The 13468-nt window shown below is 61.0% G+C and carries 10 protein-coding genes; 6 read left to right on the top strand and 4 right to left on the bottom strand.

From position 1 onward, the window contains the following. Positions 1-6: 6 nt before the first annotated feature. The 4 genes from dtd to B5G37_RS10740 all read right to left on the bottom strand — a co-directional run bounded on the left by dtd (position 7) and on the right by B5G37_RS10740 (position 2523). Positions 7-441 carry a D-aminoacyl-tRNA deacylase gene (dtd, locus tag B5G37_RS10755; RefSeq protein WP_087257350.1) on the bottom strand — a complete coding sequence of 145 codons (435 nt, stop codon included), beginning with the start codon at positions 439-441 and terminating at the stop codon, positions 7-9. A 213-nt stretch (positions 442-654) separates the two neighbouring features. Continuing rightward, on the bottom strand, positions 655-1080 hold the full coding sequence (locus B5G37_RS10750) for a hypothetical protein (RefSeq protein ID WP_087257347.1): 426 nt from the start codon (positions 1078-1080) through the stop codon (positions 655-657). A gap of 24 nt (positions 1081-1104) precedes the next feature. Continuing rightward, the gene (locus tag B5G37_RS10745; protein ID WP_143482928.1) at positions 1105-1980 is read right to left on the bottom strand and encodes a DUF4367 domain-containing protein; all 876 of its coding nucleotides are present in this window, start codon (positions 1978-1980) and stop codon (positions 1105-1107) included. Positions 1981-1995: 15 nt separating this feature from the next. Further along, the gene (locus B5G37_RS10740) at positions 1996-2523 is read right to left on the bottom strand and encodes a sigma-70 family RNA polymerase sigma factor (protein WP_158099404.1); all 528 of its coding nucleotides are present in this window, start codon (positions 2521-2523) and stop codon (positions 1996-1998) included. A 231-nt stretch (positions 2524-2754) separates the two neighbouring features. Here B5G37_RS10740 and B5G37_RS10735 point away from each other — a divergent pair, with 231 nt between their 5' ends. The 6 genes from B5G37_RS10735 to B5G37_RS10710 all read left to right on the top strand — a co-directional run. Next, positions 2755-3075 (top strand): cell division protein ZapA, encoded by a 321-nt coding sequence (locus B5G37_RS10735; protein ID WP_087257341.1) that lies wholly within the window; start codon positions 2755-2757, stop codon positions 3073-3075. A gap of 14 nt (positions 3076-3089) precedes the next feature. Continuing rightward, positions 3090-5171, top strand: a complete 2082-nt coding sequence (locus tag B5G37_RS10730; protein WP_087257339.1) for a U32 family peptidase — start codon at positions 3090-3092, stop codon at positions 5169-5171. Positions 5172-5192: 21 nt separating this feature from the next. Continuing rightward, entirely contained in the window at positions 5193-5780 is a 588-nt protein-coding gene (locus tag B5G37_RS10725) for a Maf family protein (RefSeq protein ID WP_087257336.1), read from the top strand. A gap of 12 nt (positions 5781-5792) precedes the next feature. Next, the gene (gene mreC / locus B5G37_RS10720) at positions 5793-6623 is read left to right on the top strand and encodes a rod shape-determining protein MreC (protein WP_087257334.1); all 831 of its coding nucleotides are present in this window, start codon (positions 5793-5795) and stop codon (positions 6621-6623) included. A 64-nt stretch (positions 6624-6687) separates the two neighbouring features. Further along, positions 6688-9309: a DNA mismatch repair protein MutS gene (gene mutS / locus B5G37_RS10715; protein ID WP_087257331.1), complete on the top strand. Its 2622-nt coding sequence runs from the start codon at positions 6688-6690 to the stop codon at positions 9307-9309. Between the two features lie 461 nt (positions 9310-9770). Then, a partial coding sequence (locus B5G37_RS10710) for a discoidin domain-containing protein (protein WP_158099403.1) occupies positions 9771-13468 on the top strand: 3698 nt, incomplete at its 3' end.

Below are 13468 nucleotides of genomic sequence, written 5' to 3'. Positions count from 1 at the left end.
CCCTCCTTACAGCTCCAGCAAAATGGTGACGGGGCCGTCATTTTGGGAAAACACCTGCATATCTGCCCCAAATTCTCCGTGCTCCACGGGAAAGCCTCGCTGCCGGCACTGGTCCATGAACCGCTCATAGAGAGGGATGGCCACATCCGGCTTGGCCGCCCCGGAAAAACCCGGGCGGCGGGAAGAGGTGTCGGCATAGAGGGTGAACTGGCTCACCACCAGCAGGGAACCCCCCACCGCCTCCAAATTTCGGTTCATTTTCCCGGCCTCGTCCTCAAAAATCCGCAGGCCGCACACTTTATCTGCCATTTTGTCCGCCGTGGCCGGGGTGTCGTCGGGGCCGACGCCCAACAGCACCAGCAGCCCCTGGTCAATGGCTCCGTTCACCGCCCCGTCGATTTCCACCCGGGCGTTTTTCACTCTGGTCACTACCGCTTTCATGGGTATCCTCCTTGTGGTATGGGTATTTGGTTTGAGTATACCACAGGTTTCAAAGAAATGCTATGCTCCCACCGGGGTGGGAAATGACGGAAAAAACCATACAGCGGCCCACCCCCAAGGGGTGAGCCGCTGTATGGTTTGCAAATATTTGGCTTGTATTCCTTCCATGGCGGAAAGGGAATGCTGTGGGAAACTGCCGGGCCGGGGCGGATTTTATACCGCGTTTGTGGTCTTGATCGCCGTGTCTGTCCCGGCGGAATTTCTGGCGTAGAAAAACACCATGGCCCGATAGCTGGCGCCGGAATAGCGGGGTGAGTATCCAATCACTAGAGCGTGATAATTCGTGTTGCTGGCTTGCAATTTGGGATAGTCCCGAATGTTGAACGTGTATTCAGACACCCAGTTGGAGCCGCTGAGCCGCTGCACCACAACGCTGCTGGCCCCCAGAGCATACATATTGGCAGAAGTACCTTGAATGGTAAAGCGTATCTCCAGCCGCCCATCACTGCTCCAGGAAATACCCGCACCATAACTTGCAATTTGCGCGCTGGCCCGGGGCTCTGCGGCGTATCCCCGCACACCTACGGCAGAGAACAGGCACACCACCGCCAACAACAGCACCACGAATTTCTTTTTCATTTCTCTCTCCTCCGTATCTTTACTTTACTGCAACATGGAAGCTGCCATGTTCTCCAAGTCCTGTGGATTTGGGCCAAGTAAATAGCACTCATAGCTATCAGTCTGCCACGCAACGGAATAATTGTAAAGGTTCTGGATGATGTATACCGTCTGGCCGTGCATCTCTGTAATCTCCACTGGTCCATCCTTTTTATGCACATCCGAAGAAACCATATCTAGTTTATCTATATTGAGCGTTACTAACTCTCCTCCCCGCTGGAAATTGGCCACTACTTCATAAACAACCCCATTCAAATCCTTCAGTTGCATCGCCCCAACGAACCGGTACCCCTCCGGCAGCCACGTGGGAGCCTTCACCTCCGTGATGCCACAGGCGTCCAGAGCCTCCTGCAAGGTGTCATACTCCAGAACTTCCGACTCATACATCTCCGGCTGCTGGCTCGGCTCCTGGGAAGCTGGAATACTCTCCACGGGTCCCCCATCCGTGGGTGTCTCCGTCTCCAGACTGCCAAAGGTAAAAATTTCGTCGTTCCACTTGCCCAAGCTGCCCAGGACATCCCAGCCAGCGGCCTGGGCGGTGAGCAGCCCCACAACCACCAGGGCCAGCGCCGCAGCCGTGGCCCCCATTCCACGGCGCAGTCCGGTCCACCAGCTCTTTTTGTCCTTGTGCTGGGGCAAATAGTCCTTTTGGAACGCCTGCCACGCCCGATCTACGTCGGCGCAGGGCTGTCCCTGTTCCCTCTCTCTGTTCTCCAACAATTCCAGGATATACAAAATATCCTCGGTGGAGTACCCTCCTTCTCCATAGGAATCCAGGCGCAGAATTTCTTCCAATTCCTCTGTGCGCATCCGGACCAACGCATCCCGGGACTTTGGTCCCTGCCTCCGGTTTGTCCACATCCCTGGCTTCTCCTTTCACTTGGTATATGTCGGGCGGTCCTCGTTTGGGGACACCTTGCCCTGATTTTTTTCAAAATATTTTTTGAGCTGGGTTCTGGCCCGCTGCAGCCGCTTCTTGCAGGCCTCCTGAGAGATGCCCCTTTCCCGGGCCAGCTCCTCCACCGTCTGCTCCTCCAGGGCATATTCCTTCATCAGCTCATACCCTTCCTGTCCCGCCAAATCTCCATATAAAACGTCCACCCGGGTCTCGTCGGCGCGGGCAACCTCGCCCACCCCGGCCATCGCCACCGCCACCGCTGCGCGTTGGGCTTTATCCCGGCTTCTGCGGGTGTTCTGGATGACCCGCTTCAACGTCTCCATCGTCCAGCCCCGGGGATTGGCGCTGGCCCGGAGGGCATCCATTTTGGTCCAAGCTATGGCAAAGGTCTCCTGCACCGCCTCCTCAGCCAGCATCACATCCCCTGCCAGGGCGGATTGGGCGTAGCGCAGCAACAGCGGGTACATCTCCCGGTAGAGCTGTTCCAAATATTCCTCTTCTCCCATACTCTTCCCCCTCGGTCGGTATCTTTTTCTACCATACCCGAAAATGTATCCCGTCGCAAGAGGGGACAGCATGGCACCCGGAACACCTCCTCCAGGCCGCAGGGGAAAAACCTGTGTGGCTGGGAGTTTTTTCATTTCTTTTTTCCATTGGTTGTGATATAATGCTATGCTGTAAAAATATCAGTTCCTACGACACTGTTTGGATAAAACCTGGAACAAGGAGGAATTTTCATGCAAAATCGAGTGACCGTCAACGTAGCCGGACACAGCTACGTGCTCTTAGCCGAAGAAGGAGAGGACTACGTGCGCCGCGTGGCGGACTTTGTCAACGAACAACTGCGCCAGACCCAAGAGGGCGCGGAAATCAGCCAGCTGGACTGCGCCCTGCTCACCTGCCTGAACATCGCAGATCAGTATGCCAAAGACAAGGTCTCCAGCGCCAACCTGCGCCAGCAGCTCAAGGACCTGCTGGAGGAGAACGCCCAGCTGAAGCTGGAGCTGCACCAGGCCAAGCATCCCCGCCAGGAGCGTCAGGATAAGGCCAAGAAGTAATACGGAGGACCGATATGGAGATTTTATCCCCCGCTGGCAGCCCCGAAGCCGTCCAGGCGGCGGTGTACGCCGGGGCCGATGCGGTGTATCTGGGCTACGGCCCCTTCAACGCCCGGCGCAACGCCCGCAACTTTGACCAGGAGGAGCTGCAACAGGCCATTGACCTGTGCCACCTCTACGGGGTGAAGGTGTACCTCACCCTCAACACCCTGGCCTCGGACCGGGAGGTCGCTCAGGCCGCTCAGGTGGCGGTGGAGGCCTCCAGCATGGGGGTAGACGCCATTTTGGTGCAGGATATGGGCCTTCTCCAGGTGGTGGGTCAGGTGGCCCCCGACGTACACCTCCACGCCTCCACCCAGATGACCATTCACAACCTGGACGGGGTGAAGCGGTGCGCCGACCTGGGGCTGACCCGGGCGGTGCTGTCCCGGGAACTGTCCCGGAAGGAAATTTCCTACATCTGTGACCACTCCCCCATTGAGATCGAGACCTTTGTCCACGGGGCCTTGTGCATGTGCTATTCCGGCCAATGCTTCTTCTCCTCGGTGCTGGGGGGACGCAGCGGCAACCGGGGCCTGTGCGCCCAGCCCTGCCGCCTGAGCTACGGCTGGAACGGCAAGGCAGACCGCTATCCCCTCTCCCTCAAGGACATGTCCCTGGCCGGACACCTGCGGGAATTGCAGGACATGGGTGTGGCCTGCGCCAAGATTGAAGGGCGGATGAAGCGGCCAGAATATGTGTGGGTGGTGACCAAGGTTTACGCCGACGCTCTGCGGGAGGGCCGGGAGCCCACCGCGGAAGAGGTGGCCCAGCTCACCGCCGCCTTCTCCCGCCAGGGCTTTACCGATGGATACTTCACCGGAAACCAGGGCGCCCATATGTTCGGCGTGCGGGAGCAGCAGCCGGAACCCCGTGAACTGTTTGCCGCCGCCCGGGCCGGGTACGACAAGCCCACCCAGCTGGTCCCCGTGACCCTGCACGCCTCTATACAGGCGGGACAGCCCGCCTGCCTCACCCTCACGGACGAGGACGGCCACACCGTCACCGTCACCGGCCCGGCCCCGGAACAAGCCCGCACCCGGGCCTTGGAGGGGGAGGACGTGGCGGCTCAGCTGTCCAAAACCGGCGGCACCCCCTACCGGGTGGCGCAGCACCAGGTGGAGGTGGGGGAAGGCCTGTCCCTGCCCCGCTCCGCCCTCAACGCCCTGCGCCGGGAGGGGGTAGAGCAGCTCTCCGCTGCCCGCACCGCCCTGCCCCAACGGCGGCACTTCCCCTACGAGCCCCTGCCCAAGGTGGCAAACCCCACGGACGCCCCCGCCCTTCACGTCACGCTGCGAAGCGCCAGCCAGTGCTCTCCCGCTCTGCTGGACAGCCAGCCCGCCCGCATTGCCCTGCCCGTGGACGAGGCGGCCAGCCACCCCGATGTGGTGGCGGACATTCAGGCACACGGCATTCAGGCGGCGGTGGTACTCCCCCGCATCTGCTGGGATGGCGGGGAGATGGACACCCTGAAAGACCAGCTCACCCGCTGCCGGGACATGGGGGTCACCCACGCCCTGGTGGGCAATCTGGGATTGCTGGATGTGGCCCGTGACCTGGGCTTCACCCTCCACGGCGACTATGGCCTGGAGGTGTTCAACAGCCATGGCGTGAAAGCTTACCGGGAGTTGGGCCTTGCCTCTCTCACCGCTTCCTTTGAGCTGAAGCTGGCCCAGATTCGCGACCTGTCCAAGACCCTGCCCGTGGAGCTGCTGGCCTATGGCCGTCTGCCGCTGATGATTACGGAAAACTGCGCCATGAAGGCGGGGGCGGGTCAGTGCTGCTGCGGCAATGGCAACACCCTCACCGACCGGCGTGGGGTGGGCTTCCCGGTCATGAAAGCCTGGGGCTGCCGCAATGAGATTTTCAACTCCGACACCCTCTTTTTGGCGGACAAGGCCGGGGACTACCTGCGGGCCGGTGTGTCCGCGTTGAACCTGCTGTTTACCACCGAGGACGATCACACCGTGGTGGACATGGTGCAGCGGTACCAGGGCGTGGGAAATGCAGCCCCCGCATCTTATACCCGAGGTCTCTATTATCGAGACGTGGAATAATTGCTAGGAGGAACCATTTTTATGGACATTATTTTGGCATCCCAGTCCCCCCGGCGCAAAGAGCTGCTGGGCCAGATGGGACTGCGGGGCTTTAAAGTCACCTCGCCCGACGTGGACGAGACGGTGGACGAGCACATGCCCCCCGCCCAGGTGGTGGAGGAGCTGTCCCGGCGCAAGGCCCTGGCCGTGGCGGGACACGCCGACCCCGACGACCTCATCATCGCCGCCGACACCGTAGTGGCTCTGGAGGGGGCGGTGCTGGGCAAGCCCGCCGACCAGCGGGATGCCTTTGCCATGCTCTCTGCCCTGAGCGGAAACCGCCACTATGTGTACACCGGCCTCACCGTCATCCAGGGGGACCAGGTGGTGACCCAGCACGAGTGCACCACCGTCACCTTCCGGGAGCTGGAGCCGGAGGAGATCTCCCATTACATCGCCACCGGCGAACCCATGGACAAGGCCGGCGCCTACGGCATCCAGGGTCTGGGCGCCATGCTGGTCTCCGGCATCGAGGGAGACTATTTCAACGTGGTGGGTCTGCCCATTTTCCGCCTGAGCCGCATTTTGGCTGGCTTTGGCCTGGACTTGTTCCAGATGGCAGACCACTAATCGGGAGGCAGTATGAAGCGTTTTTTCCGGGACAACGGAGGTCTGTTGGTGGTGGCGGCGGTGCTGCTGGCGGCTTTGCTGGCCATTGTCTCGGCCATTTCCGGCCTCAATCCCTTGACCAATGCGGTGCAAATCATCACCAACCCCGTGGGGGCGGTGACCGGCGGCATCTCCGGCTGGTTTCAGCACCAGTATGACCGCCTCACCGGGTATGACCAGCTGCTGGAGGAAAACGAGCAGCTCAAGCAGCAACTGGCCGACCTGGAGGAGCAGGTGCGGGAGAGCCAGGACGCCCTGCGGGAAAATGAGCGGCTGCAAGAGCTGCTGGGGGTGGCCCAGGAGCACCCGGACTGGACCTACGCCTCCGCCACCGTCACCCAGCGTTCCACCACCAACTGGGGCCGACAGATCACCATCCACGCCGGCAGTGACCAGGATGTGGAAAAGGGCGACTGCGTCATCGACCAGTACGGCAACCTGGTGGGTGTGGTGGCAGACGTGGGCACCAACTGGAGTTTGGTCACCACGGTGCTGGACCCCAGTCTGGAGCTGGGGGTGCGGGTGACCCGCACCGACGACAGCTGCATGGCCCAGGGGGATTTCTCTCTGATGGGAGATGGCAAGCTGCGCCTGACCTACATCCCTCAGGATGCCCAGCTCATCAGCGGAGACCAGGTGACCACCTCGGGGCTGGGGGATCAGTACCCCGGGGGACTGCTGTTGGGCACCTTGGAGAGCCTGAACACCGAGGCCGACGGCATCAGCCGCACCGGAATCATCACCCCCAGTGCAGATGTGGAAAACATCCGGTATGTATATGTGATTACCCAATTTCAATCCTGACCAGGCTCCCCTCCGTGGGGAGCCTTTCCAGGCAATTTGTGAAAATAGAAAGGGCGTGCACCCCATGGCGGAACTCACCCCCATGATGAAACAATATCTAAAAATCAAGCAGGACAATCCCGATTGCCTGCTGTTCTTCCGGTTGGGGGACTTTTATGAGATGTTCCACGACGACGCCAAAATTGGCGCCCAGGAGCTGGGGCTCACCCTCACCACCCGGGACCGGAACAAACCGGAGGAGGAGCGCACCCCCATGTGCGGCGTGCCCTACCACTCCGCCCAAAACTACATCGCCCGGCTCATCAAACGGGGGTACAAAGTGGCTATCTGTGAGCAGATGGAGGACCCCGCCACCGCCAAGGGTCTGGTGGAACGGGACATTGTGCGCATTGTCACCCCCGGCACCGCCATGGACGACGTGATGCTGGACGAGAACAGCAACAACTACATCTGCGCTGTGTTTGTGGAAGGGGATCAGGCCGCGGTGGCAGTGTGCGACGTGTCCACGGGGCAGTTCCACACCACCCCCTTCTCCGGCACCGACTGGCTGCCCCACCTGTGCAACCAGCTCTCCGCCTGCCCGCCCAGCGAGGCCATTCTCTCCCCCCAGGCCGCCCGCCAAGGGGAGCTGACGGAGTTTTTGACCCAGCGGCTGGACTGCCTGTGCCAGACCGCACCCGAAGAGTGGTTTAACCCCGCCCCCGCCGTGGACGCCCTGGTGAGCTGTGGGCTGTGGCAGGCGGGAGATGCCCTGCCCCAGGAGCACCCCCAGTGCTATCAGGCCGCCGGGGCCCTGGCCGGGTACCTGACCCAGACCCAGAAAACCGATTTGACCCACTTAGGCCCCCTGGTGGTGGAGCAGCCGGAACAGGGGTTGTACATGGAGCTGGATCTCACCGCCCGCCGCAACCTGGAGCTCACCGAGACCATGCGCAGCAAGGACAAGAAGGGCTCCCTGCTGTGGGTGCTGGACCGCACCCGCACCCCCATGGGACACCGAATGATCCGGGCATGGCTGGAGCGGCCCCTGCGCTCCCCTCTGGCCATTGCCCGCCGTCAGGACGGAGTGGCCGCCCTGGTGGACAATCTGGTAGCCCGGGAGGAGCTGGGCCACACCCTGCGCCAGGTGCCCGACCTGGAGCGGCTCATTGGCAAGGTGGGGTATGGCTCCGCCAACGCCCGGGACATGAAGGCCCTGGCCCAGGGACTTGCCATGCTCCCCGCCCTGGCTGCCCAGCTGGAGGCCCTCACGGGCCGAGCCATGGAGGGCATCAAAGATGGCATGCTGGGTCTGGAGGACCTGCAACAGGCCATTGACGGGGCCATCCGGGACGAGGACGACGACCACCGCCTCCCCTTCACCATCCGGGAGGGCGATTTCATCCGCCCCGGGTACGATGAGCAGGTGGACCACCTGCGGGATATCCTCAACAACGGCGCGGGGATGGTGCTGGCCCTGGAGGGCCGAGAAAAGGAGCGCACCGGCATCAAGAGCCTGAAAGTGCGCTACAACAAGGTGTTCGGCTATTACATCGAGGTGTCCAAGTCCAACTATGACCTGGTGCCTGAGGACTACATCCGCAAGCAGACCCTGGTCAACTGCGAGCGGTTCATCACCCAGGAGCTCAAAGACCTGGAGCACGAGATTCTCTCCGCCCAGACCCGCATCACCGCCCTGGAGTACCAGCTGTTTTGTCAGCTGCGGGACACGGTGGCTGCACGGGTGCGGGAGGTGCAGCGGGCCGCCGGGTGCGTGGCCCAGCTGGACGTGCTCCTCTCCTTTGCCACGGTGGCAGTGGAGCGCAACTACTGCCGCCCGGTGGTGGACGAGAGCGGGGTACTGGACATCCAGGAGGGCCGCCACCCGGTGGTGGAGCACACCTTGAAGGACAGCCTGTTTGTGCCCAACGACACCCATATGGACGGCAAGGACCACCGTCTGTCCATCATCACAGGGCCCAACATGGCGGGTAAATCCACCTACATGCGTCAAGTGGCCCTCATGGTACTGATGGCCCAGATGGGCTCTTACGTCCCCGCCCGCTCGGCCCACATCGGGGTGGTGGACCGGGTGTTCACCCGCATTGGGGCCTCCGATGACCTGGCCGCAGGTCAGTCCACCTTCATGGTGGAGATGAGCGAGGTGGCCCAGCTGCTCTCTAACGCCACCCGCCACTCCCTGCTCATTCTGGACGAAATTGGCCGGGGCACCTCCACCTACGACGGCATGTCCATCGCCCGCTCGGTGCTGGAGTACTGCGCCAACGCCAAAAAGTTGGGGGCCAAAACCCTCTTTGCCACCCACTACCACGAGCTCACCGCTGTGGCCGAGGAGCTCTCCGGGGTGGAAAACTTCCACATCGCCGTGAAAAAGAAGCGGGACGACATTGTGTTTCTGCGCAAGATTGTCCCCGGCGGGGCGGACCAGAGCTACGGCATCGAGGTGGCCAAGCTGGCCGGAGTGCCCGCCCCCGTCATCGCCCGAGCCCGGGAGATTCTGGCCCAGTTGGAGAGCCAGGGGGCGGTGACCCCCGTGGGCACTGTGTCCGCCCAGCCCCAGGAGCAGATGACCCTGGGGGACCTGACGGGCGGCGAGGTGCTGGAGACTTTGCGGAACACCGCCGTGGACACCCTCACCCCTATTGAGGCGCTGAATTTGCTGTACCAACTCAAACAGAAGCTATAAAAAATCCCTCCGTCGTGGCCTTCCCGACGGAGGGATTTTTCCTTTTTCCTCTCCGCATTTTCTTAATTTTTTAATAAATTTTCTTCCAAATATTGAAACTGTATGGAATCATATGTAAACCCGAAAAATTACCGCTTTGTTTTGTATGTTATGTACAATATTTCCCTCTGACTTTTGGGTGTAATGCAGGTAGACAGAAGGATGAGCGTTCTGTTAGTATGATACCAAGAGGACAATCAAGGCACAATTTTCCCTATTTTTCAATCGTTTTAGGAAAAATATGGGCGGCGGGATGTTACTGTTTTATCAGGCATAACCACATGTGCCACTGCATCCACCCAATAGGAAAGGTTGACAATCCTGTATGGAGCAGTGGGCATGTGGTCTTTTGTTTGTTTTGTCTCCAGGTGGTGGTCCGGGGCAAAGGTCTCCCGCAATTTCAAAAGAAAGAGGTGTCCTACATGCAAAAAAACCGAACTCGATGGCTGGCCGCTGCCCTGGCAGCAGTCATGCTCACCGGCGGCCTGATGGCTTCTGCCGCAGGCCAACCCGAAGGGGAAAGCGATGTGAATTTGGCCCGTCTGGCAGGGGTTTCCGCAAAAGCCTCTGATACCGACGGCGATACCTTCACCGCCGACAAGACCATTGACGGAGATACCTCCAATGCGTCTCGCTGGGGCTCCAAAAACGATGGAGCAGGTACCACCCAGCACACACTGACCCTGAATCTGGGCGCCAAGCGCACCATTACCAGCTTCCAGGTGTTCTGGGAAAAGGATAACATTCGGGATTACGCCATTCAGACCTCCATAGACGGCACTCAGTGGACCGATCAGGTCACCATCACCGGCGCGGAACCCGTCCGTGAGGCCGCTCACCCCCTCCAGCAGGAGGTGGAGGCCCAGTATGTACGTCTGTCCGTGACCAAGTATGACCAGTCTGCCAACAACTGGTGGAACGTGGGTGTGCGGGAGTTTGAGGTGTACGGTCACAAGCCCGAGGGCACCTCCCCCGGTGGCGATGAACTGGTCACCCTCCCCAAGGGGACCAACATCGCCCGTCAAGACGGGGTCACCGCTACCGCCACCAACGTGGAGGCCAATACTTCCTTCACCGCTGACAAGGCCCGGGACGGCGACAAGGCCTCCAAAAACTCCCGCTGGGCCACCGATCAGAACGTGAAGGACCCCACCATCAGCTACAACCTGGGCGCCAAGTATATGGTGGGCAGTGTTGTGCTCTACTGGGAGAACGACCACGCCGACAAGTGGCATGTACAGACCTCCATGGACGGCACCCAGTGGACCACTCAGAAGTCCTTTGAGGGGAAGCTCACCCCCGCAAGCGCCCCCATTCAGACGGTAAACTTCGACCAGCCCGTGGAGGCCCGCTATGTCCGGGTGTGGATCGAGGCCTACAGCGCAGACTGGAACAACGTCTCCCTGTATGAGTTCGAGGTCTACCAGGAGAAGTCTGAAGTGGTGCTCACCCCCGCCAACACCGCCGCCGCCCTGGCCCAGAGCCTGAACATTCAGGACGGCAAGCTGGTGATGACCGGCGAGGTACCCGAGAAGTACACCGCCACCTGGGGCTGCAACTATGAACAGGTGGTGGACGCCTCCGGCACCATCCACACCCCCCTGGTGGACACCAAGGTGGAGGTCTCCGTCACCGTGCGGGACAAAGCTGACACAACCAACTGCGGCACTTCCACCGTGGAGCTGACCATCCCCGGCGTGAACGAAGCCAACGAAGGCAACCAGAAGCCCTCCGTGATCCCCGAGCTGGCCCAGTGGTACTCCTCTGCCCAGCAGAAGGGCCAGGTGTTCACCCTCACCGCTGGCAGCCGCATTGTGGCAGACCAGAACTTCCCCTCTGTGGCCCAGGAGCTCCAGACTGACATTCGCGATCTGTTCGGCTTGAAGCTGCCCATCGTCTCCGGCACTGCCCAGGCCGGTGATATCGTCCTGACCCACCACGATCAGGGCGGCTTTGACAAGGAGACCTACAACATGGTGGTCACCGACCAGGTGGTCATTCAGGCCAACGATGCCACCGGCGCCTATTGGGGTACCCGTTCCGTGCTCCAGGCTCTGAAGCTCTCCGGCAATGGCACCATTGCCCAGGGCACCGCCCGGGACTACCCCGAGTTTGAAAACCGCGGCTTTATGCTGGATGTAGGCCGTAAGCCCTACTCCATGGAGTCCCTCAAGGAGATCTCCAAGACCATGGCCTGGTACAAGATGAACAGCTTCCATGTACACCTGAGCGATAACCTCATTTTCATGGAAGACTACCTCACCAAAGATCCCAGCCAGGATAACGTAGACGCTGTGCGTCAGGCCTATCAGGGCTTCCGTCTGGAGTCTGACAAGGAAGGTCTGACTTCCAAGGACTACGCCTACACCAAGGCGGAATTCAAGGACTTTATGGCCTACTCCCGTGCTCTGGGCGTGGACATCGTTCCCGAGATCGACGTACCCGCCCACGCCCTGTCCATCACCAACTACATCATGTACACCCTCAAGCAGCCCGACCTGGTTCTCAACCAGCTGCGCGCTGGCGGCCACCCCTGGGTGGATCACGTGGACATCAGCAAGCAGGCAGGCATCGACCTGGTCAAGGATATCTTTGACGAGTACATTGACTGTGGCATCTACGACGAAAACACCATTGTACACATCGGCGCTGACGAGTTCTACGACAGCCACCCCGCTTACCGCAACTTCCTCAAGCAGATGATCGACTACATCGAAAACGATAAGGGCCTTCAGGTCCGCGTTTGGGGCAGCTTGACTCAGATGAGCGGCGGCGAAGGCGCTCCCTTCACCGCAGACGACGTGCAGGGCGCTCAGATGAACATCTGGAACACCGGTTGGGCCAACCCCCAGCAGATGTTCAACCTGGGCTTTGGCCTCATCAACACCATTGACGTCGACCTGTACATGGTGCCTGGCAACAAGGGTGTGGGCGGCTACGGCGACTGGCTGAACACCCAGTCCCTGTACAACAACTGGCAGCCCGAGAACATGGGCGGAACCTGGATTCCCTCCGGCTCCTCCCAGATGCTGGGCGCCTGCTACGCCATCTGGAACGACAACATTGACACCCGGGCCGCCGGCATCAGCGAGACCGACTCCTTTGCACGCTTTGTGGACGCTCTGCCCGCCCTGGGCGTGAAGATGTGGGGCACCGGCGGCGACGGCCTGGACCGGGATTACAACACCCTGAAGGCCGACGTGGCCACCTTGGGTACCGCCCCCAACACCAACCCCTATCACCTGGTCAGTCTGGCCGACGGCACCCAGGAGTATGTGCAGTACTCCTTCGTGGACAACCAGGACCGGTCCGGCAACAACCGGGACCTGACCCTCAACGGCGCTACCCTCACCCAGGGCGTTTTGACCCTCTCCGGAAAGAACGCTTACGCCTCCACCGGCCTGGACGTCATGGGCCCCAACAACACCGTGTCTCTCCGGGTGTATAAGGACAGCGCCGCCAACCAGGGCGAGCAGATTCTTCTGGAGGCGGACGCCGCCTACGGCGAGCACACCGTCAAGGCCATTGCCAACCAGGACGGCACTTGGAAGCTGGGCTTCGCCCGTGAGCTGTACGAGTACGTATTCAACTACAATCTGCCCTGCGACCAGTGGGTGGATCTGACCCTCACCAACGATGGCGGCACCACCTACCTGCTGGTGGACGGCAAGAAGATCTCCGCTGAGGGTTCCTTCCTCCCCGACGAGCACGCCACCACCCAGTTCAAGGGTAAGACCGGCATTACCTACTCCTCCTTTAACATCCCCGTAGCCCGCATCGGTTCCACCACCAACCCCTTCCAGGGCCAGGTGGATGACGTGATGTGCTACGCCAACGGCGTGGAGCCTGCCCAGCGCGTGCTGGTGCAGTTTGACTCCCAGGGCGGCAGCGTCGTGGCCGACGTGGCCCTGCTCCCCGGCCAGACCGTGGCCGAGCCCGCCGCTCCCCAGTGGGAAGGCCATACCTTCGGCGGCTGGTACACCGACAAGGCCTGCACCGTTCCCTTCGACTTCACCACAGCTGTGGAAGCCGACACGACTCTGTTTGCCAAGTGGACGGCCGTGGAGCCCACTCCTGAGCCCACGCCCGAACCCAGCCCCGAGCCCAGCCAGATTCCCTC

It is taken from the genome of Pseudoflavonifractor sp. An85 (assembly GCF_002161235.1).
In the GTDB taxonomy this organism is placed as follows: domain Bacteria; phylum Bacillota; class Clostridia; order Oscillospirales; family Oscillospiraceae; genus Enterenecus.
The sequence above is the reverse complement of the archived record's forward strand: the minus strand, read 5'-3'. Positions and strand labels throughout refer to the sequence as shown.